Below are 20,263 nucleotides of genomic sequence, written 5' to 3' on the forward strand. Positions count from 1 at the left end.
CCGACAGAGCCACCTTTATCTCTGAGCAGAACAAGAATCCGGGCCCCTCTGGCGAGGACGCCGACCATGTCGGCAAACCTCGTGATGTCGGATGACCTGTCCCGCGCGAATGCGATGGATCGGCCGATCGTCGGGCCTTTGTTCGTTCTCTCCGACTATTCGTCCCGATCGCAGCTCCGTGCGGCCATTTCGCAAGTTAAGGGAGCTACGATGTCTGACGCCAGAACTTCAAATCCGATGGAAATCGAGATCACGGAGCCGTCGAGCCTGAACGAGCAGGCGGCGGTCGCGTTGGTGATCGTGGGCGCGCTGGTTGCGGTTGCCGACCGGCGCGTCTCGCCGGTCGAGCGCGACGAGGTGATCCGTTTCATCAGGGACCGCAAGCTGGCGCCGCACATTTCGGACGAACGGCTCTATGCGATGTTCGATGAACTCGCCGAACGGCTCGAGGAGCCGGATTTTGCCAACGTCGTGATCGACACGCTGCGGCCGGTTTCGAATCTGCCGCTCTCGTCCCATTTGATGGAGCTGTCGGAGCGCGTTGCTGCCGCAGATGAGGACGTCCATCCCCACGAAGTCCAGGCGATCAAGTTGTTGCGCTTGCTGACGCTGGTGCTGCCGCGCGCGAAGCCGGTCGTGCCCAGTGCAGCGGACGCCACGCTCCAGGCCGCCCTGAAGGAGTAAGCATGAGCACAGTTTCGGACGAGCGCACCACCGAAGCCGTGGGCACCACCGGCGAGATCGCCGGTGGAGACCCGCGCCTGGCCAAGCTCGTCGACCGCCTGCCGACGCGCATGGGCGACACCTTCACCTATCTGCTCAAGCCGTCCAGCCGCTGGGTCAGGATCCCCTCGGGGACGCTGCTGGTCGCCGGCGGCGTGCTCTCCTTCCTGCCGCTGCTCGGCGTCTGGATGCTGCCGCTCGGCCTCGCGCTGCTCGCCGAGGACGTGCCGGCGCTGCGCTCCTCCCGTTCGAAGGTCTTCGACTGGATCGAGCGCCGCAAGCCGCATTGGCTCGATCCGTCGACATCGAAAAATGATCAAACATGACTGAATTCATCACCGCCGAGGCGCTGACCGCGCTGTTTCAAGTCGTCCTGATCGATCTCGTGCTCGCCGGCGACAACGCCGTCGTCATCGGCCTCGCCGCGGCGGGCCTGCCGGCTCAGCAGCGCCGCCGCGCCATCATCGTCGGCATCGCCGCCGCCACCGTGCTGCGTATCGCCTTCGCCGGCGTCGCGACCCAGCTCCTGCAGGTCATCGGACTGCTGCTCGCCGGCGGCGTGCTGCTGCTCTGGGTCTGCTGGAAGATGTGGCGCGAACTGCGCGAGCAGTCCACGCATTCGGAGCAGCTCGCGTTCAGCCATGGCGGCGGCGCGGATGCCGCGCCGGCACAGCGAAAGACCTTCGGTCAGGCGGCGGTGCAGATCGTCGCCGCCGACGTCTCGATGTCGCTCGACAATGTGCTCGCGGTCGCGGGCGCCGCGCGCGAGCATCCCTACATCCTCGCCTTCGGCCTGTTGCTGTCCGTCGCGATGATGGGTGTCGCCGCCGATCTGCTCGGCCGCGTGCTCCAGAAGCAGCGCTGGGTCGCCTATGTCGGCCTTGCCATCATCATTTACGTCGCCTTCGAGATGATCTATCGGGGCTCGCTCGAGCTCGCGCCTGTCATCGCGAGTCTCTGAGGCGCATGCTGCTTGCAACCCGGAGTGATCAATGACGTCTGAACCCAAGGCACCTTCGGCGCCGGCCGCGCCACTGCCGCCGGTCGGCCTGCTTCCGAAGCTGATCTTCGGCTCGCGCTGGCTCCAATTGCCGCTCTATGTCGGCCTCATCGTTGCCCAGGCCGTCTATGTGCTGTTGTTCCTGAAGGAGCTCTGGCACCTGGTCGCGCACTCGTTCGACGCCAGCGAGCAGCAGATCATGCTGGTCGTGCTCGGGCTGATCGACGTCGTCATGATCTCGAACCTGCTGATCATGGTGATCGTGGGCGGCTACGAGACCTTCGTTTCACGGCTGAACCTGAGCGGCCATCCCGACGAGCCGGAATGGCTCGGTCACGTCAATGCCAGCGTGCTCAAGATCAAGCTCGCGATGGCGATCATCGGCATCTCCTCGATCTCGCTGCTCAGGACCTTCATCGAGGCCGGCAATCTCGGCACCACCCGCAGCAATTTCACCGAGACCGGCGTGATGTGGCAGGTCCTGATCCACATGACCTTCATCGTCTCGGCGATCGGCATCGCCTGGGTCGACCGTCTCAGCGAGAGCGGCCATCGCAAGGAGGCCGGCCACGGCTGAGGGGGCGACCCTCTGACGGGAGGTGCCGGCGTCCGTTCATGGTTTCTGCCCGGGAGCTCGCGGGGTACGGTCCCGTCCGCTCCAAGCTATTCATTCGGCTGGACTGCCGACGACCGCTCCCTGCCTGACGTCCTCGCGGGCGAGGATCAGCAGGAGGCCGACGATGATCAACTCGATCACGGCGAAGGCGACGAAAGCCCCGGTGAACGCGCCGGAAGAGGCGTTGATGATGGCTCCCATCATCCAGGGCGCCACGAAAGCCGACAAGATGCCGAATACCTCCGCATAGCCGATCGCCGCCGGTGCAAGCGCGTCGGAGTATTTTTCGCTGAGCAGCGCGAAGATCGCACCGCCGCCGAGCAGCGCGATGCCGCTGAGGGCTGCGAACAGCACGAGCATCCCGAACGGCATCGGCGTGACGACACTCCAGAGGAACATCAGGGCGGTCAGGAAGGCGAGCCCCGCGGTGAGCTTGATCATGAACGGCTTGCCGAGCCGGTCGGACATGTAGCCGCCGATCACCAGGAACAGAACCTGCGACAACCCCATCACGGTGCCTATTATGGCGCCGGCTTCCGGCGGCATGTGCTGCACGGCGATGAAAGCGGGCACCACCCAGGTGGCCGAGCCGGCGATTGCGAAGGTACAGGCCACGATGCCGAAACCACCGACCGCGATCCATTTCGAGCGGAAGATTTCGCCAAGAGGCAGGTGCTTCTGAGGCGTCTCATTGCCCCAGGTGAAGTCGGCGATGCCGATCTCGCGCGGGCTATTGCGAACGACGAGGGCGTCGATCGCGGCGACGATCAAGGTGCCGACCGCCAGTACTGCGAAGAAGGTCCGCCATCCGGTCGCAATGGTCAGGGGAATGCCGAGTGCGAAATCCAATGTGATGGCGAGGCTGTAGGCCGCAAGGATGATTCCGACCACAGAGCCGCGCCGGCTCTGCGGAAACCAGCCGAAGATCAGCTTCATGTTGCCGATGAAAATGCCGGCGTCGAAGAAGCCGATGAGGAGCCGCAGCAGCACGAGCTGGGTATAGGTCTGGACGAACACCTGAAGCATCATCCCGAGACCGGTGCCAGCAAGGCCAATCAGCAGCATGTTGCGCGCCGTCATGGAGCGGCTCACCGGTGACCACACCACCATGCCGACGCCATAGGTCAGTGCGAAGATACCCTGCGCCAGACCTGCCTCGGCGGGATTGAGTTTCAGGCTCTCGGAGACGAACGGCAGCACGGCCGCGAAGGCGTACCAGTCGGCCGCGAGGAATATCTCGCAGAAAATGGCAAGAGCCAGCATGCCCTTTTGCCAGGCGGCAATCCGTCGGCGGTCGCTCTCGGAAATGGTCGTCCAGTTGGTCGTCACGATCGATCCTCGCGGTTGGAGCTTTCGGCTTTCGGCGGGAGACGAGCATCAGGCCGGGGGCGGCAGGAAATTGACCTCGTGCTCGGCGGCACGCCGAACGACTTCCTGCGGATCGGGCAGGTTGTGGATGCGCTCGAACAGCTCCTTGAGCGATCGCGTCGGCGCAACCCAGAACAGGCTGGTCGCGGTTTCGCCGGACTTGTTGAAGATGCCGTGGGGAATGCCTTTGGGCATGCGCACGAGGTCCCCGGCGGTCGCCACCAAGTCCTTGCCGTCGAGCCAGAGATCGTAGCGGCCGCTCAGCACGTAGACGAACTCGTCCTGGGTCGGATGAACGTGCGGCGGCACGAAGGTGCCGTGGGGGAACACGGCATGCCAGGCCATCGACGCCTCGGAGTGTTGCTTGAGCGTGTATGTCTGGCCCAGAATGTTCCAGACGATGTTCCCAAAACCGTCCTTGGCAGGGGTTACGCCCGGCGGCATCTCGATCATGGTGGTGTCCTCTGTGTCTGAGCTACTAGGCAAGAAAGTCGGTGACGTGGTGCGCAGCGGAGGGCGTTTCCTCGAACACAAGATGTCCGGTATCCGGCACCAGCGTCACGCGCGCATCGGGCAGCCCCGCCTTCCAGGCTTCGGCTTGCGCCGTTGGTCGCAGGCGATCCGAGGCGCCCCACAAGACCAGCGTCGGCATTGTGATCCGGTGCAGCCAGTGCGCGAGCTTCGGATTTCCTTGTGGATCGTTGCGGATCAGCTTGGCGAAGCCGGTCACTTCGCGCCCGAGGCGGGCATCGAATGCAGGATCCGGCGACTTGGGAAAGTAACGGAGCGCGTTTGAAGGATCGTTCGCGAGATAGGCCGGCAGATCCTGTGGCGCGATTTCGAACAGGCCAGGGGCCGGCGCGCTCGCAACCACAAGGCCGGCGGGCGCGACCAGCACCAGCTTGCGGACGCGATGCGGCTGGCGGATGGCGAACTCGGCGGCGAGCCACCCGCCGAGCGAAAATCCGGCAAGATCGAACTTCGCGAGCCCCAGCTTGTCGAGCAAGTCCGTAGTCTGCAGGACATGATCCTCGATCGTATCGATCCAGACCGCATCGCCGGAGTCGCCGAAACCGGCCTGATAAGGAATGATGATGGTGTGCCGCTTCGCCCAGTCGCGCGCCATCTCAAAGCCGGTAAACGTTCCGGTACCGTGCAGGAACACCAGCGGGGGGCCGCTTCCGATGGTGTGAACGACGGTGCGCACGCCGTTGATGTCGTATTCCGCGCGAGCAAAGCCAGTCAGGTCGGGCGAGGGTTTGGCGGTCTCAAGCATGATGGATGTCTCCGGTTGAAGGCAGCCTGTCTGGGCACCGCAGCGGAAGAGGGGTCATGCGGCGTTGGCCCGGCGGTCGCCGACGAGCGCTGCGAATTGTTCCACGGCGTTGGCGAGGCGAGCGGCAATCATCGGCGCCAGGGGTCTGTCCGACGCCAGTTCGTCGCTGCTCGCATAGATCGCGGTCGACACCGTGCAGGCCTCGAAGAACCCGAACAATGGACGCAGCTGATGCTCGACCACCAGCGAGTGGCGCAGCCCGCCGCCGACCGCTGTCAGCAGCACCGGGCGATTGCGCAGCACGCCGGGCTTGATCAGGTCAAAGACATGCTTGAACAAGCCGGGATACGAGCCCTGGAACACCGGGCAACCGATCACCAGGCCATCGGCATGCTCGATCGCCTCGACGAGGTCGCGCGCGCGGTCGTCGAGCCCGTTGCGGGTAAACGCGGCGATGCCTTGGCCGGCATCGACGAGGTCGAGGATGTCGGTCTTGAGCGCGTGTTGTGTCAGGAGATCGGCCGCAACGGCTTCAACGAGCACGCGCGATTTTGCCGGGCGCCAGCTGTTGCCGCAGAAGCCAACGATGCGGGATCCGTTCACGCCGACTCTCCTGCGCGCTCAGCCAGTCACCCCGAACACTGTCCATTGCGCGTCCGGCCCGGGAAGGCCGAGCAGCGCACGACCGCATTCCTCGACGATCTGGTCGGCCATCAGGATGTGCTGGGTGCCTGAGTGGATGTCGCGATAGAAGCGCTGCATCGGCGTGTTGTGAAGCGAGGCGCCCCGGGCTGCACGGTGCGCGAAGGTCGAGACGTCGGACAGGACGTCGTGGATGTGGCGCAGCGACAGCTTGATCATCGTCATCTGCGCCAGCGAGGGACTTTTGCCGTCGGCGCAGGTCTCCGAGACCTCCTTCCAGGTTTCGTGTACCAGCGCACGTGCCGCGCGAAAACGAGCCTCGGCCTGCGCGAACTGGAACTTGAAGCTGGCGCTCTCGCACGACTTGCCGAAGGGATCCTGGCGCGGGACGATGACCTTCACGAGTTCGTCGAGCATGCGGCGGCCGACCCCGACTGCCCAGCTCGAGTGCGACCAGGCGCTATAGCCCGCGAGCCCCAGCGCGCCCTGCACCCCGCCGCGACGCGGCGCGCCGATGTCGAAATCGTAGGTCATGTGTGTCGGCACGAACAGCTCGTCGCCCTCGCTGAGCGTGTAGTCGAAGCTTCCGGTGGCGCGCAGGCCGAGCACGTCCCAATTGCCCATCAGCTTGATGGTTGCCCGCGGATGGTGGGTGACGACGATCTTGGGCTGTCCGTTGGGACCGAACACCATGTCCTTGCCGGAGGCGTCGGTGACGAAGCAGCCGGAATGGACCCATTCGGCATGCTGGATGCCGCTGCCATAGGCCCAGTTGCCGCGGATCATGTAGCCGCCGTCGACCGGACGGGCGAAGCCCCGCGGGACTCCGTTGCCGGCGATGGTGATGTCGGCGCCTTTTGCGAAGACCTTATTGATGCCCTGGTCCTCGACATAGATGGCGAGCGTCGTGCCTTCCATGTTGTTGCCGATCGCACACCATCCGGCGGATGCATGCGTATAGGCAAGGCGCTCGATCACGGTCATGGCGTCGTATGGCAGAAGCTCTGCGCCACCGACCTCGCGGGGAAACAGCATCGTGTAGATGCCGGCCTTGCGAAGCGCGGTGACGACGTCGTCGGTGAGATAGCCCTGCGCCTCGGCCTCGGCCGCGCGGGACTCGACCAGCGGCAGCACGGCGTCGAGGCGTGCGTGGAACTCGGCCACTGAGGGCGTCGTGGAAGGCCTGGCGGCGCGTTGCATGGAAAGGCTCATGGTCGGTATCTCCACGTCAAGCTGTTGCTCCGCCGCGCGATCGGCGGGAAGGATCGGGACCGCGGGAACGGCGTCCGTCGGCAAAGCTCAGCCGTCGCGCGCCAAGGCCGTTGGCGCGCGGGTGAGCACAGTTCGCGATGGTGACGTGACCCCGTCGGAACCGCGTGATGTCGTCACGCGATCACGATGGGCGAATGCTAGGGATGAAGCGGGCAGACCGGCAATCCCCCATCATGGGGGGATCGCCGTTGCTGCTGTGCCGTAAAGCTGAGCCGGAGAAGCACGGTTCTGCCGCTTCTTTTCGCTTGACCGGAGAACGGGTGAAGAAGAAGTTTTAAGCCTATAACAAAACGAAATGGCGCACGTCGCGCGAGGAGTGGCGGTGAGGGCCGAGCAGGAGCAGTTTGACCGTCTGCCTGAGGGCCAGCTGGCGGATCGTTTGATGTCCATCGCCGAGAGCCGTTCGGTGCGTGCACTGGGCGCGGCCTGTTGCTCAGCAATCACCGAACTTACGGGATCGCCGACCGTCGGTCTCTATCTGCTCGACGGGATCGAGCCCGCGCTGGTCTATAGCCGCCACGTCGCCGATGGTCTGCTCGACAATTACAAGGCCGGCTTCTGGAAGCACGACCCCGTGCTCGACTGCATCATGACCCGCGGCTGCGCGGTCGACGGCGAAACCGTGATCGGCCCGCAGCAATGGCGGCACAGCCCGAGCTTCGAGATGCTGCATGAATGGGGCTTCGCCTACAATATGGGTGGGCCGCTGTGGTGCGGCCGGAAGATCATCGGCGTGCTCTTCACTGCGACGACGGAGACGGGCGCACCCTATACGCCGCGGGCACGATTGCGCATGGAGATGCTATGCCGCGCCGGCTCGCTGGCGCTGACCAACATGATGAATGCGGGGGAGCTGCAAGCCGATCGTAGCCCGGGCCCTCAGCCCCAGACGGCCGGGATGCTGTCGGCATCGCTGCCGCCGCGCTCGGCGGATGTCGCCATCCGGGTTTGCCGTGGCCAGACCAACAAGGAGATAGCCCGCGAAATGGGGATTTCCGACCAGACCGTGAAGGAGCACGTCGCGAATCTGTGCCGGCGCTTCGGCGTGCACAACCGGACCGAACTTGCAGCCTGCCTTCTCAGCGCGCGGCAGTAAAGCCGCCGACTGCAGCGGGCGTTCGGCCTCCGGATCGATAAAATTGTCTGCTATCCGTTCAGCGGCGGCAAACCCAGCGGACAAGAACCGCTGAGTCTTAAACCTCGATTTTGGAACCGATCTGCATCCTGCCCGCAAAAGGGCAGGGCATCGGCATGTCAATTCTCAAGGAGATCATCGCAGCGGTCGCAGGAGTCTACGCGCTCCTGTTCGTCTGCGACGCATTGTTCGGCGTCGGCGAGGCACGCTTCGACGACTCATATTACCGCGCCAGCTTCTACGCGCCGCGGCCGATGGAATTCCGCTTCGCCGGTGATACGCCGCCGGCGGTGCGCGTCAGCGACGCCTTCGCGCAGTTCGCGCCGGGCGAAGCCAAGCCGAACAGGCGCTACTCGTCTCTGACGACGATCATCCGATGACGCAGCCTCATTCTCCCTGAATCCATTCGGCGACGCCGCGCCACAGCGTGTGGCGGTGATCGGGGCGGAAGAAGCCGAAATGGCCGATCGCCTTGGCGCCGACGTCGGACGGTTTGACGTCGAGCACCTCCGGTCTGATCGCCGTGAATCCGCTCGTGAGCAACTCGACCGCAGGCCGCGTGGCCCAGGGATCGTCGGAGAAGCACAGCGCGCGCAGCTCGCCCTTGAACCTCGCAAAGTTCTCCAGCGCCGGCAGTTTGGAATCGAAGAGGTAGCAGGGGCTCGAGACCCATTCGGCCCATTGCAGGAAGACGCCCTTGGGCAAATCCTCGCCGACGCCGGCCCAGCCCGGCGCGTAGCCCAGCGCGTGGGCCAGCGGTACCCCAATCAGGTTCATGAAGGCGACGACGCGGTATTTTTCCGGGGAGGTCATCAATCGCCACGTCGCAGCCTGCGAGGCCACGAACGCGGCGCGCGAGATTTCGCTGTTGTTCGCAATCAGTCCGAGCGCCTGGCCGCCGAAGGAATGGCCGACATAGGCAAGCGGCAGGGTGTTGTAGCGCTCGCGCATCCAGCTGACCGCGGCGGTGACGTCGAGTTCGGCCCAGTCGGACATCGAGGCCTTGAAGCCGGCCAGCGATTTGGGCCGGTTGTAGCCGACCATCGCCGGCAGCCGGGAGTCCCCGATGCCGCGATAGTCGTAGGTCAGCACCGCGCAGCCGCGATGGGCGAGGTATGAGGCAAAGCCGCGATAGATCTTGCGTGGCACGGCGGTCGCCGAATTGATCAGGACGGCATGGCGCTTGGCGCCGCGCGGCAGGAACAGGGTGCCGGTCAGCGCATAGCCGTCGGTCGCGGGGAAGCTGATCTCGTCGATGAAAACGTCGTCCAGTGCCGCGTCCATGGGCGGTTTGTGTCCTGCCTATTTCTTGCCGGCGCCAAACAAATGCGAATTCGGCTTTGGCCGCAAGGGTTTGCGGTACGAAATGGATTTACAACTGGCGGTCGGAAGCCAGCCTGTGTATAAGGCGGCCCTCGCAACCCACAGATCAGGTTGTGCTTTTTGCTTCACGGAGAGATTGCAATGTCCGAGCGATGGACGCCCGAGTCCTGGCGCAGCAAGCCGGTGCTACAGGTGCCCGAATATCCCGACGCCAAGGCTTTGGCCGACGTCGAGGCGCAGCTTGCGACCTTTCCGCCGCTGGTGTTCGCCGGCGAGGCGCGCAATCTGAAGAAGGCCCTGGGGCGCGTTGCGGCCGGCGACGCCTTCCTGCTCCAGGGCGGTGACTGTGCCGAGAGCTTTGCCGAGCACGGCGCCAACAACATCCGCGACTTCTTCCGCGTGCTGCTGCAGATGGCGGTGGTGCTGACCTACGCCGGCGCAGTCCCCGTGGTGAAGGTCGGCCGCATTGCCGGCCAATTCGCAAAGCCGCGGTCATCGCCGACCGAGAAGGTGAACGGCGTCGAGCTGCCGAGCTATCGCGGCGACATCGTCAACGACATTGCCTTCACCAGGGAAGCGCGCGTGCCGGATCCGCAGCGCCAGCTGATGGCCTATCGCCAGTCGGCGGCGACGCTGAACCTGCTCCGCGCCTTCGCCACCGGCGGCTTCGCCAATCTCGGCAGCGTGCATCAATGGATGCTCGGATTCCTCAAGGACTCGCCGCAGTCCCGCCGCTACAAGGAATTGGCCGACCGCATCTCGGACGCGCTCAACTTCATGCGTGCCTGCGGCCTCGATCTCGAAAGCCATCCCGAACTGCGTGCCACCGATTTCTACACCAGTCACGAGGCGTTGCTGCTCGGCTACGAGCAGGCCATGACCCGCGTCGATTCCACGACCGGCGACTGGTACGCGACCTCGGGCCACATGATCTGGATCGGCGACCGCACCCGTCAGCTCGATCACGGCCATGTCGAATATTTCCGCGGCATCAAGAACCCGATCGGGCTCAAATGCGGCCCCTCGCTGAAGGCCGACGAGCTCTTGAAGCTGATCGACGTGCTCAATCCCGACAACGAGCCGGGCCGGTTGACGCTGATCGGCCGCTTCGGCTCGGACAAGATCGGCGAGCACCTGCCGAACATGATCCGCGCCGTGAAGCGCGAGGGCCGGGTCGTGGTCTGGTCGTGCGATCCCATGCACGGCAACACCATCACCTCCACGTCGGGCTACAAGACGCGGCCGTTCGACCGCATCCTGTCCGAGGTGAAGTCGTTCTTCGCGATCCACGCGGCCGAAGGCACCCATGCCGGCGGCGTGCATCTGGAGATGACCGGCCAGAACGTCACCGAATGTCTCGGCGGCGCCCGCGCGATCACGGACGAGGACCTCAACGACCGCTACCACACGGTCTGCGATCCCCGTCTCAATGCCGAGCAATCCATCGACATGGCTTTCCTGATCGCGGAGCTCCTCAAGCAGGAGCGCGCCGGCAAGGCACAGCCGATTCCGGTCGCAGCGGGGCTCTAAAACCTTGCTGCGGATCTGGAAGGCCACGATCAATTCCCGGAACGGTCTGGCCTTTGCGTTCCGATCGGAGCAGGCCGTCCGTGAGGAGATCTTTGCGCTCCTGCTGTCAGTGCCGCTCGCCTGGTTCATCGGCGCGACCGCGATGCGCGCGGTCGAGCTGGTCTGTTCCGTCGCGTTCGTGCTGGTCGTCGAGCTGCTCAACACCGCGATCGAGAAGCTCGCCGATCGGCTGACGATGGACCACGACAAGCAGATCGGGCGCGTCAAGGACATGGGCTCGGCCGCGGTCGGCGTTGCGCTGCTGATGGCAGGCGCGTTCTGGATCATCGCCATCATCGAGCGATTGGGGTTCCTGTAGCTCGCGGAGAAGGTCCATTGCGCGTGGATGTCCGAGGTCTCTTCACCTTCGATGCAATTCGACCTCTCCCTTCGGGAGAGGTGCCGGAGAGAGCTCGATGACCGAACGTCTCAATGAATTCGCGGTCACGCTCGCCCAGCTCAACCCGACCCTGGGCGATATCGAGGGCAATGCCGCCAAGGCGCGTGCCGCGCGTGCGCAGGCCAAGTCCGATGGCGCCGATCTCGTGCTGTTTCCGGAATTGTTCATCGCCGGCTATCCGCCGGAGGACCTGGTGCAGAAGCCGGCCTTCCAGGCCGCGTGCCGCGCCGCGATCGAAAGCCTCGCGCGCGAAACCGCGGACGGTGGTCCGGCCATGCTGGTCGGCACGCCCTGGGTCGAGGAGGGCAGGCTCTACAATGCCTGCGCGCTGCTCGACGGCGGCCGCATCGCGAGCTTGCGCTTCAAGTGCAACCTGCCGAACTACGGCGTGTTCGACGAGAAGCGGCTGTTTGCGCGCGGCCCTGCCGCAGGGCCCGTCACCGTGCGCGGTGTGCGCATCGGTGTGCCGATCTGCGAGGACATCTGGCTGGAGGAGTCCGAGGATTACGAGAACGTGGTCGAGACGCTGGCGGAGACCGGCGCCGAGATCATCCTCGTGCCGAACGGCTCGCCCTATGCCCGGGACAAGAATGACGTGCGCCTGTCGGTCGCGGTCGCGCGCGTGACCGAGAGCGGACTTCCGCTGGTCTACCTGAACCAGGCTTGCGGCCAGGACGAGCTGGTGTTCGACGGCGCCTCCTTTGCGCTCAACGGCGATCTCTCGCTTGCGGCGCAACTGCCGGCCTTCGAGGAGAGCGTCGTCACTCTGCGATTCACCCGTAACGGCGACGACTGGCGCTGCACCGGCCCGATCGCCGAACTGCCCGAGGGCGACAAGGCCGACTACGCCGCCTGCGTGCTGGGCTTGCGCGACTATGTCACCAAGAACGGCTTTCCCGGCGTGCTGCTCGGGATTTCCGGCGGCATCGATTCCGCTCTGTGCGCGGCGATCGCGGTCGACGCGCTCGGCGCCGACCAGGTGCATGGCGTGATGCTGCCCTATCGCTACACCGCGCCACATTCGATCGCCGATGCCGGCGAGCTCGCCGGCCATCTCGGCATCCGCTACGAGGTTTTGCCGATCGCCGAAGCTGTGAACGGCTTCGATGCCATCCTGTCCGGCATCTTCAAGAATCTGCCGCCTGATATCACCGAAGAGAATCTCCAGGCCCGCACCCGCGGCACGCTGCTGATGGCGATCTCCAACAAGACCGGCCTGATGGTGGTGACGACGGGCAACAAGTCGGAAATGTCGGTCGGCTACGCCACGCTCTATGGCGACATGAATGGCGGCTTCAACCCGATCAAGGACATCTACAAGACGCAGGTGTTTCGCCTGGCGGCGCTGCGCAACGGCTGGAAGCCGGAAGGCGCGCTCGGCCCTGCGGGCGAGGTCATCCCGCCCGACATCATCACGCGCCCGCCGACCGCGGAGCTGCGCGAGAACCAGACCGACCAGGACTCGCTGCCGCCCTATGACGTGCTCGACGCCATCCTGGAGCGCCTGGTCGAACGCGAGCAGCCGCTGGAGCAGATCATCGCCGCCGGCTTCGACCGCGAGGTCGTCACCCGCATCGACCATCTCCTCAACGTCGCCGAATACAAGCGCCGCCAGGCCGCGCCGGGCGTGAAGGTGACGGCCAGGAACTTCGGCCGTGACCGCCGCTATCCCATCACCAACCGTTTTCGCGACAAGGGCGAGCAGGTGCCTGCGGCGGACGAGACGCTGGTGTCACGCGGGAGCCAGGCATCGATCGACGCGTTCGAGGGGTAGGATCGGATTGTCGTGGCCGCGAGCGAGATGGGCATTATTGCGCCCTCGCCCCTTGTGGGAGAGGGCAGCACCGCCGCTGCAACGAACTCGGTCGGGTGAGGGGTTGTCTCCGCGAGCTCTCATGTCCACGTGTGAGCGCGGAGAGAACCCCTCATCCGGCGCTTCGCGCCACCTTCTCCCACAAGGGGAGAAGGAACGCTCGAGCCGAGGGACCTGACCTCATCGAAACGTGATTACTTCTGCTGCTGCGGCAGGAACGTGGGACCAACCGAGCGGATCGGCTTGTTCTCGGAGCTCGCAGCGGTGCCTGTATCCGCCGGCGGTGCCGCGGCCGGCGCATTCGCCGTCGTCGGCGCGGGAGCTGCGCCCTTCTTCGCGTTCGCAGGCGTGCCCTTGTTGAGACGCTGCTGCTGCATCTTCCTGGCGCTCTCTTCGGTGACGATGATGTCGCCCTGTTGCTCGGCCGCGGCCTTGTCGTCGGCCGATTTCAACGCATCCGCCCAGGTTTGGCCCGCCGCCTTGCAGGAGCAGGACGGGTTGAACTCGCTGCGGAATTTGAATGCGGTCGGCAGCGCGGTGTAGGGCTGGCCGCCGATGGAGATCGCCGAATTCATGTCTTCACCGGGATTGCGATGGGTGTAGAGCACGGCCTCGGCAGCCGGGCACAGCGCCTTGCAGGTTTTCTCGTCGTCGGGGAAGCGCGCCGGAACGGTGGCAAAGGAGATCGGGAAATAGGCGCCGTCGCAGGTGCGCACGCAGACGGTGCGGTAGGTGCCGGATTGCGGCCCGAGATCGGAGGGCGGCACGGCCTGCGGATTGTTCGGGTTGTTGCCGCCGCCGAACAGATTGGTCAGGAAGTTGCCGCCGCCTTGTGACTGCGCGGCATTGGCATATTGCGGGCCGCAATTGTTCTGCGCCAGTGCCATCAGCACCGAGCGACGCTGGTTGTCGCGCTCCGGGCTGGAGCCGCCGGGACCGCCGCCGCGCAGCCGCTCGAGATTGACGGTGATCTGGTCCAGATTGGCGCGCATCTGCTGGATCTGGGTGTTGACCGGGCCGCATTGCGCCGACTGGCCGTTGAACAGCGAGAAGAAGCCGGAGGAATCGCAGCCCATGCGCTTGGCCTGCATGGTGACGCGGTCGAGCTCGGCCTGCTGCTTGGCCTGGGAATCCTGATAGCGGCGGATCTGCTCTTCGCGCGCGGGGTCACCGCCGCCGCCACGATCGAGCGCGGCGAGCTGGCCTTCCAGCCGCACGCACATCGGGTTCGGTCCCAGCCCGTTCTGGCCGGGCTGAGGCGGCGGCCCGGGCGGTCCGGCCTGCGCGAAAGCGCCGGTGGCGAGCACGACCGCGCTCAGGAGCACGGTGCAGGCAAGGGAGAAGCGGGCACGGGGCAGGGACAACAATTCAGGCATATCCGCCATTCTAGCGAGGTCACGGCCCAATGTGACGTTCCAAGTGACTCTTGGGGGGCCGAAGCGCGCCCTCCAATAGCCGCTTCCTGCGGCATCGTCACGTCGTTTCAGGGGCCAATGATTGGGCCTAAGGTCCGCCAGCTCCGAGCGAATTCAGCGCTGGCAGGTGATTGCAACATATTCGTCGCAACGGCCATGAGAGCAGTTTGCGCCGGTTTTGGGGACAGAGCCGGTAATTTCGTCGGGATCGACCCGGCGGTAGCTTGATGCCTGGGCAAAATCTCGTGACTGGCAATAGGTGCGTGCAATGGAGGCGCCGCAGGTCTCGCCCTTGGCCAGGCACTGGCCGCTGCCGTAGCCATCTGCCTGATTGGCGATAATGAAGACGCGGGTGTCGGCGAACGCGCTGGATGCCGCAAGGATCGAGGCGCTGAAAATGAGCGCGAGTGCAGATCGCATGAAAATACCGGGTCAAGAAAAAGAAGGAACCGCCGGTTCCAGAATGGCCTCAAATGGTTAGGGGATCGTGAACCATCAGGGCGAGCCGTGCGCTTTGCGGAGATAAAACGGCGTTTTCGCGGCTCTCTTGACGTGGGGCCGCCTCATAGCCCATATGTCGCCCCATGAACGGTCTCCTCGCCATCTGCGCCATTTGCCGCGAGATTACGAGCTAGCGATTCGCTGGCTGGAGCCGTCTTTTCTCAAATGGATTGAGAGCCTTGGACGCCCGGCCGAGAGGGATGGGTTGCCATGGAATTGCGTCTTTACGATACGCTGAGCCGGGAAAAGCGGACCTTTGTGCCGCTCGATGCGAACAGCGTCCGCATGTATGTCTGCGGACCGACCGTCTATGACTTCGCCCATATCGGCAATGCGCGGCCGGTGATCGTGTTCGACGTGCTGTTTCGGCTGCTGCGCCACCTCTACGGCGAAGCGCATGTCAAATATGTCCGCAACATCACCGACGTCGACGACAAGATCAACGACCGCGCCGCGCGGGATTTCCCCGGCCTGCCGCTGAACGAGGCCATTCGCAAGGTCACCGAACAGACCGGCAGGCAGTTTCATGCCGACGTCGATGCGCTTGGCTGCTTGCGGCCGACCGTCGAGCCGCGTGCGACCGAGCATATCGGCGAGATGCGCGAGCTCATCGAGCGGCTGGTCGCCGGTGGCTTTGCCTACGTCGCCGAGGACCATGTGCTGTTCTCGCCGCAGGCGATGAACGCCGCCAACTCGGTGCTGCCGCGCTACGGCGCGCTGTCCAACCGCTCGCTGGACGAGATGATCGCCGGCGCCCGCGTCGATGTCGCGCCTTACAAGAAGGACAACACCGACTTCGTGTTGTGGAAGCCGTCCAAGCCCGGCGAGCCCTCATGGCCGTCGCCGGCCGGCATCGCCGCGCAGGGCCGCCCCGGCTGGCATATCGAGTGCTCGGCCATGGCCTGGAAGCATCTCGGCGAGCATTTCGACATTCACGGCGGCGGCATCGATCTCGTGTTTCCGCATCACGAGAACGAGGTGGCGCAGACCTGCTGCGCCTTCCATCGCGAGCGCATGGCGAACACCTGGATGCACAACGGCTTCCTCCAGGTCGAGGGTGAGAAGATGTCGAAGAGCCTCGGCAACTTCATCACCATCCATGAGCTGCTGGCGGACTGGCCGGGCGAGGTGCTTCGGCTGAACATGCTGAAGACGCAGTATCGTTCGCCGATCGACTGGACCATGAAGTCGCTGGAGGAGAGTGCCAAGACGCTCGATGACTGGTATCGCGTCGCGGCCGATGTCGCGCCCGGCAAGCCGGCCGCGTCCGTGATCGAGCCGCTGCTCGATGACCTCAACACGCCGCAGGCGATCGCGGCGCTGCACGGCCTGCGTGGCGATGCCGCTGCATTGTCGGGCTCGTTGCGGCTGCTCGGATTCCTGGCCGAGAGCGCGGCGCAATGGGAAGGGCGCAAGCAGCAGGCGAGCGGCGTCGATGCCACGGAAATCGAGCGCCTGATCGCGGAGCGGACGGCCGCCCGTAGCCGCAAGGACTTCAGGGAATCCGACCGCATCCGCGATCTGCTTGCCGCGATGGGCGTTGCCATCAAGGACTCCAAGGAAGGCACGACCTGGGAGATCGCGCGATGAAGCGGCCCGACACGCCTTTCCCGCGGCACTGGCTCTATTACATCGCGCTGAAGATCGCGCTGCTCGCCGGCGCCCTGGCGCTGGTGCTCAAGCTCTATGGGATGTGGTGAAGACGATGGGACAGAGTTTGCCAAAGCCCGCCCTGCGGCCCTTCCTGCCTGACGACCTGCCGGTGCTCGCTGCGATCTTCACCGCCAGCATCGAGGAGCTGACCGGCGATGACTATAGCGAGGCGCAACAGGAAGCCTGGATGCAGGCGGCTGAAGACGAAGAGTTCGGCAAGCAGCTTGCGTCCGACCTGACCCTGATCGCGACGCTCGAGGGCTCGCCGGTCGGCTTCGCATCGCTGCGCGGCAACGATCACATCCGCATGCTCTACGTTCATCCGGCCGTGGCAGGGCAGGGTATCGCGACCATGCTGGTCGACGCGCTGGAGAAGCTCGCAGGCAGCCGCGGTGCGGCGAGCCTCTCGGTCGATGCCAGCGACACCGCGCAGGGCTTCTTTGCCAAGCGCGGCTATACCGCCCAGCAGCGCAACAGCGTCACCATCAACGACGAATGGCTCGCCAACACGACCATGAAGAAGACGCTGGGAGCGCCGCAATGAGCAAGGAGCTTGTTCACCAGGCGCGAGCCTCTCTCCGCTCCCTCCCCCCTTGTGGGGGAGAGTTGGGGAGGGGGGTAGCCTCGCGCTCAGACCGCCCGTGTGGCACCCCCCTCCCGGCGTCACTGCGTGACGCCGACCTCCCCCACAAGGGGGGAGGTAACAAGAACGGACGCTCGCGATGAGCTCGGCAAAGAAAGAGCGCCTCTATCTGTTCGACACCACGCTGCGCGACGGCGCGCAGACCAACGGCGTCGATTTCACGCTGGCCGACAAGCAGGTCATCGCGGCGATGCTCGATGATCTCGGCATCGACTATGTCGAGGGGGGCTATCCCGGCGCCAATCCGCTCGACAGCGAATTCTTCGCGACCAAGCCGAAGCTCAATCATGCGCGGTTCACCGCGTTCGGCATGACGCGGCGGGCCGGGCGGTCGGTCTCGAACGATCCTGGCGTCGCCGGGCTGCTGGAGGCGAAGGCGGACGCGATCTGCTTCGTGGCAAAATCCTCGGCCTATCAGGTGCGCGTCGCGCTGGAGACGACGAAGGAGGAGAACCTCGCCTCGATCCGCGACAGCGTCGCAGCCGCGAAGGCCGCCGGTCGCGAGGTGATGCTCGACTGCGAACACTTCTTCGACGGCTACAAGGAAGACCCGAGCTTCGCGCTGGCCTGCGCCAAGGCGGCCTATGAGGCGGGCGCGCGCTGGGTGGTGCTGTGCGACACCAACGGCGGCACCATGCCTGATGAGATCGAGGCCATCGTCACCGAGGTGACGAAGCACATCCCCGGTGATCACGTCGGCATCCACGCCCATAACGACACCGAGCAGGCGGTGGCCAATTCGCTGGCCGCGGTGCGCGCCGGCGCGCGGCAGATCCAGGGCACGCTGAACGGTCTCGGCGAGCGCTGCGGCAATGCCAATCTCTGCTCGCTGATCCCGACGCTGAAATTGAAGAAGGAGTTTTCCGACGCCTTCGAGATCGGCGTTACCGCGGAGAGGCTCGCAACGCTCGTCAAGGTCTCGCGCACGCTCGACGACATGCTCAACCGCGTGCCGAACCGGCATGCCGCCTATGTCGGCGAGAGCGCCTTCGTCACCAAGACCGGCATCCATGCCTCCGCCGTGCTGAAGGATCCGCAGACCTACGAGCATGTGTTGCCGGAGCTGGTCGGCAACCACCGCAAGGTGCTGGTGTCCGATCAGGCCGGCCGCTCCAATGTCATCGCCGAGCTCGATCGCGCCGGCATCCCTTACGAGAAGAGCGATCCGAAGCTGACGCGCCTCGTCGAGGAGTTGAAGGCGCGCGAGGCGGCGGGCTATGCCTACGAATCCGCCAATGCGTCGTTCGAGCTCTTGGCGCGCCGCACGCTCGGCAAGGTGCCGCACTATTTCGAGGTCGAGCAGTTCGACGTCAATGTCGAGCAGCGCTACAACGCGCTGGGGGAGCGGGTCACCGTGGCGCTCGCGGTGGTCAAGGTCGACGTCGCCGGCGAGCATCTGATCTCGGCGGCCGAAGGCAACGGCCCCGTCAATGCGCTCGACGTTGCCCTGCGCAAGGACCTCGGCAAGTACCAGAAATACATCGAGGGCCTGACGCTGATCGACTATCGCGTCCGTATCCTCAACGGCGGCACCGGCGCGGTCACGCGCGTCCTGATCGAGAGCGAGGACGAGAACGGCGAGCGCTGGACCACGGTCGGCGTCTCCCCGAACATCATCGACGCCTCCTTCCAGGCGTTGATGGATTCGGTGATCTACAAGCTCGTGAAATCGGGTGCGCCGGCGTAAGAAAGATGTAGCCCGGATGAGCGAAGCGATATCCGGGACGGTATATGCCGCACCGATAGACTTTCCCGGATGTCGCTTCGCTCATCCGGGCTACGAGCGATAGGGGACGGGCAGGACCATGATCGACCACATCTCCGTCGGGGTCAGCGATCTCGAACGCGCCGCAAGATTCTACGAGGCAACGCTCGCATCGCTCGGCCTCACGCGCCTCGTCACGCGGCCGCGGACAGTTGGCTTCGGCAAGGCCTATCCGGAGTTCTGGATCAATTTGCGCGAGGCCATGCCGCCCGTGGCCCCGGAGAGCGGCGTGCACATCTGCCTGCGGGCGAGAACCACGGCCGAGGTCGATGCGTTTCACGCCGCAGCGCTGTCGGCCGGCGGTGGCTCCGACGGCGCGCCCGGCATTCGCCCGCACGACCGCGTGCGCTACTACGCAGCCTTCGTCACCGATCCCGACGGCAACCGGATCGAGGCCGTGACGTTTCCGGCAGAGTAGGGCCTTACAGCTTGCGCGCCATTTCCGGGGCGAGCTGCTTTTCCGCTTCGGCCAGCTGGGCAACTGCCGCCTTCAGCTTCGGCAGAATGTCCTCGACGCGATCGGCCTTGAGGACGTCGATCGAAAGGCCCGCGCGGATGAACTCGGTCTGACGCATGTGCGACAGCAGCGAGAACAGCGGCTCCCAGAAATTGTCGATGTTGGCAAGCAGCACCGGCTTGGCGTGACGGCCGAGCTGCTTCCAGGTCATCTGCTCGACCAGCTCCTCCAGCGTGCCGACGCCGCCCGGCAAGGCCACGAAGGCGTCGGAGCGCTCGAACATCAAGCGCTTGCGCTCGTGCATGTCGGGAGTGACGATCATCTCCTGCACGCGCGTCAGCGCGTTCTCGCGCATCCGCAGGAAGTCGGGAATGATGCCGGTGACGGTGCCGCCGTGGTCGAGCACGGAGGTCGCGACCGCGCCCATCAGGCCGAGCGAGCCGCCGCCATAGACCAAGCGGATGTTGTTCTCGGCGAGCGCCTTGCCGAACGCCTTGGCGCCTTCGGCGAAGCGGGGATTGGTTCCAGGGCCGGAGCCGCAATAGACGCAGACGGTTTTGATCGTGCTCATTGGTGCCATGATGCATTGCAGCGAACAGGCGTCAAGCCCAATCGGTGATTCGATACTCCCGGGAATCTACCGGTAAATGACGATAAACAATCGAAGATTCGCCATCTGGCGGGGTGCGCGG

The 20,263-nt window shown here is 64.9% G+C and carries 22 protein-coding genes; 13 read left to right on the plus strand and 9 right to left on the minus strand.

Features of this window, described 5'->3' with window-relative positions; all coding sequences use genetic code 11:
- Window positions 1-210 precede the first annotated feature (210 nt).
- Genes FJV43_RS32230 through FJV43_RS32245 form a run of 4 tightly spaced genes read left to right on the plus strand, consistent with a single transcriptional unit; the run spans window position 211 to window position 2,300 of the window.
- Window positions 211-684 (plus strand): TerB family tellurite resistance protein, encoded by a 474-nt coding sequence (locus FJV43_RS32230; RefSeq protein WP_131873294.1) that lies wholly within the window; start codon window positions 211-213, stop codon window positions 682-684.
- 2 nt (window positions 685-686) lie between these two features.
- A complete protein-coding gene (locus tag FJV43_RS32235) occupies window positions 687-1,049 on the plus strand; it encodes a hypothetical protein (RefSeq protein WP_239623026.1) in 363 nt (120 codons plus the stop codon).
- Complete coding sequence (locus FJV43_RS32240) at window positions 1,046-1,684, plus strand: TerC family protein (protein ID WP_239623027.1); 639 nt, start codon at window positions 1,046-1,048, stop codon at window positions 1,682-1,684. Before FJV43_RS32235 ends, FJV43_RS32240 begins: the two co-directional genes overlap by 4 nt.
- A 31-nt stretch (window positions 1,685-1,715) precedes the next feature.
- On the plus strand, window positions 1,716-2,300 hold the full coding sequence (locus tag FJV43_RS32245; protein ID WP_239623028.1) for a TIGR00645 family protein: 585 nt from the start codon (window positions 1,716-1,718) through the stop codon (window positions 2,298-2,300).
- Between the two features lie 90 nt (window positions 2,301-2,390).
- On the opposite strand, the gene FJV43_RS32250 is transcribed toward FJV43_RS32245, so the two are convergent.
- Genes FJV43_RS32250 through FJV43_RS32270 form a run of 5 tightly spaced genes read right to left on the minus strand, consistent with a single transcriptional unit; the run spans window position 2,391 to window position 6,837 of the window.
- Entirely contained in the window at window positions 2,391-3,668 is a 1,278-nt protein-coding gene (locus tag FJV43_RS32250; RefSeq protein WP_239623029.1) for an MFS transporter, read from the minus strand.
- 48 nt (window positions 3,669-3,716) lie between these two features.
- Window positions 3,717-4,160 carry a cupin domain-containing protein gene (locus FJV43_RS32255; RefSeq protein WP_239623030.1) on the minus strand — a complete coding sequence of 148 codons (444 nt, stop codon included), beginning with the start codon at window positions 4,158-4,160 and terminating at the stop codon, window positions 3,717-3,719.
- Between the two features lie 25 nt (window positions 4,161-4,185).
- On the minus strand, window positions 4,186-4,983 hold the full coding sequence (locus FJV43_RS32260; protein ID WP_239623031.1) for an alpha/beta hydrolase: 798 nt from the start codon (window positions 4,981-4,983) through the stop codon (window positions 4,186-4,188).
- Between the two features lie 54 nt (window positions 4,984-5,037).
- Complete coding sequence (locus FJV43_RS32265) at window positions 5,038-5,586, minus strand: NAD(P)H-dependent oxidoreductase (protein WP_239623032.1); 549 nt, start codon at window positions 5,584-5,586, stop codon at window positions 5,038-5,040.
- A gap of 18 nt (window positions 5,587-5,604) precedes the next feature.
- On the minus strand, window positions 5,605-6,837 hold the full coding sequence (locus FJV43_RS32270; RefSeq protein WP_239623033.1) for an acyl-CoA dehydrogenase family protein: 1,233 nt from the start codon (window positions 6,835-6,837) through the stop codon (window positions 5,605-5,607).
- Window positions 6,838-7,279: 442 nt separating this feature from the next.
- Between FJV43_RS32270 and FJV43_RS32275 the strand changes: the two genes are divergently transcribed.
- Together FJV43_RS32275 and FJV43_RS32280 are read left to right on the plus strand one after the other, a co-directional pair.
- Window positions 7,280-7,993, plus strand: coding sequence for a LuxR C-terminal-related transcriptional regulator (locus FJV43_RS32275; protein ID WP_239623034.1), 714 nt, complete (start codon window positions 7,280-7,282; stop codon window positions 7,991-7,993).
- Window positions 7,994-8,148: 155 nt separating this feature from the next.
- Window positions 8,149-8,412 (plus strand): hypothetical protein, encoded by a 264-nt coding sequence (locus FJV43_RS32280; protein ID WP_239623035.1) that lies wholly within the window; start codon window positions 8,149-8,151, stop codon window positions 8,410-8,412.
- A 7-nt stretch (window positions 8,413-8,419) separates the two neighbouring features.
- Here the strand turns inward: FJV43_RS32280 and FJV43_RS32285 are convergent, their stop codons facing one another.
- The gene (locus FJV43_RS32285; RefSeq protein ID WP_239623036.1) at window positions 8,420-9,316 is read right to left on the minus strand and encodes an alpha/beta fold hydrolase; all 897 of its coding nucleotides are present in this window, start codon (window positions 9,314-9,316) and stop codon (window positions 8,420-8,422) included.
- Between the two features lie 180 nt (window positions 9,317-9,496).
- Between FJV43_RS32285 and FJV43_RS32290 the strand changes: the two genes are divergently transcribed.
- The 3 genes from FJV43_RS32290 (at window position 9,497) to FJV43_RS32300 (ending at window position 13,098) form a co-directional block, all read left to right on the plus strand.
- Window positions 9,497-10,885 (plus strand): 3-deoxy-7-phosphoheptulonate synthase class II, encoded by a 1,389-nt coding sequence (locus tag FJV43_RS32290; protein WP_239623037.1) that lies wholly within the window; start codon window positions 9,497-9,499, stop codon window positions 10,883-10,885.
- 4 nt (window positions 10,886-10,889) lie between these two features.
- A complete protein-coding gene (locus FJV43_RS32295; protein WP_028179961.1) occupies window positions 10,890-11,243 on the plus strand; it encodes a diacylglycerol kinase in 354 nt (117 codons plus the stop codon).
- A gap of 97 nt (window positions 11,244-11,340) precedes the next feature.
- Entirely contained in the window at window positions 11,341-13,098 is a 1,758-nt protein-coding gene (locus tag FJV43_RS32300; protein ID WP_239623038.1) for an NAD+ synthase, read from the plus strand.
- Between the two features lie 233 nt (window positions 13,099-13,331).
- Here the strand turns inward: FJV43_RS32300 and FJV43_RS32305 are convergent, their stop codons facing one another.
- Window positions 13,332-14,522 (minus strand): DUF2865 domain-containing protein, encoded by a 1,191-nt coding sequence (locus FJV43_RS32305; protein ID WP_239623039.1) that lies wholly within the window; start codon window positions 14,520-14,522, stop codon window positions 13,332-13,334.
- Between the two features lie 144 nt (window positions 14,523-14,666).
- Window positions 14,667-14,972, minus strand: coding sequence for a hypothetical protein (locus tag FJV43_RS32310; RefSeq protein WP_239623040.1), 306 nt, complete (start codon window positions 14,970-14,972; stop codon window positions 14,667-14,669).
- Between the two features lie 291 nt (window positions 14,973-15,263).
- On the opposite strand from FJV43_RS32310, the gene cysS reads away from it, so the two are divergent.
- The 4 genes from cysS to FJV43_RS32330 all read left to right on the plus strand — a co-directional run bounded on the left by cysS (window position 15,264) and on the right by FJV43_RS32330 (window position 19,532).
- The gene (cysS, locus tag FJV43_RS32315) at window positions 15,264-16,643 is read left to right on the plus strand and encodes a cysteine--tRNA ligase (RefSeq protein WP_239623041.1); all 1,380 of its coding nucleotides are present in this window, start codon (window positions 15,264-15,266) and stop codon (window positions 16,641-16,643) included.
- 115 nt (window positions 16,644-16,758) lie between these two features.
- Window positions 16,759-17,250: a GNAT family N-acetyltransferase gene (locus FJV43_RS32320; protein ID WP_239623042.1), complete on the plus strand. Its 492-nt coding sequence runs from the start codon at window positions 16,759-16,761 to the stop codon at window positions 17,248-17,250.
- A 178-nt stretch (window positions 17,251-17,428) separates the two neighbouring features.
- Entirely contained in the window at window positions 17,429-19,036 is a 1,608-nt protein-coding gene (gene cimA / locus FJV43_RS32325; RefSeq protein WP_239623043.1) for a citramalate synthase, read from the plus strand.
- Window positions 19,037-19,154: 118 nt separating this feature from the next.
- Window positions 19,155-19,532, plus strand: a complete 378-nt coding sequence (locus FJV43_RS32330; RefSeq protein ID WP_239623044.1) for a VOC family protein — start codon at window positions 19,155-19,157, stop codon at window positions 19,530-19,532.
- Window positions 19,533-19,536: 4 nt separating this feature from the next.
- On the opposite strand, the gene FJV43_RS32335 is transcribed toward FJV43_RS32330, so the two are convergent.
- The gene (locus FJV43_RS32335) at window positions 19,537-20,142 is read right to left on the minus strand and encodes a TIGR00730 family Rossman fold protein (RefSeq protein WP_028179969.1); all 606 of its coding nucleotides are present in this window, start codon (window positions 20,140-20,142) and stop codon (window positions 19,537-19,539) included.
- Window positions 20,143-20,263: the final 121 nt, after the last annotated feature.

The sequence above is a fragment of the Bradyrhizobium sp. I71 genome (genome assembly GCF_022354745.1).
In the GTDB taxonomy this organism is placed as follows: Bacteria; Pseudomonadota; Alphaproteobacteria; order Rhizobiales; family Xanthobacteraceae; genus Bradyrhizobium; species Bradyrhizobium liaoningense.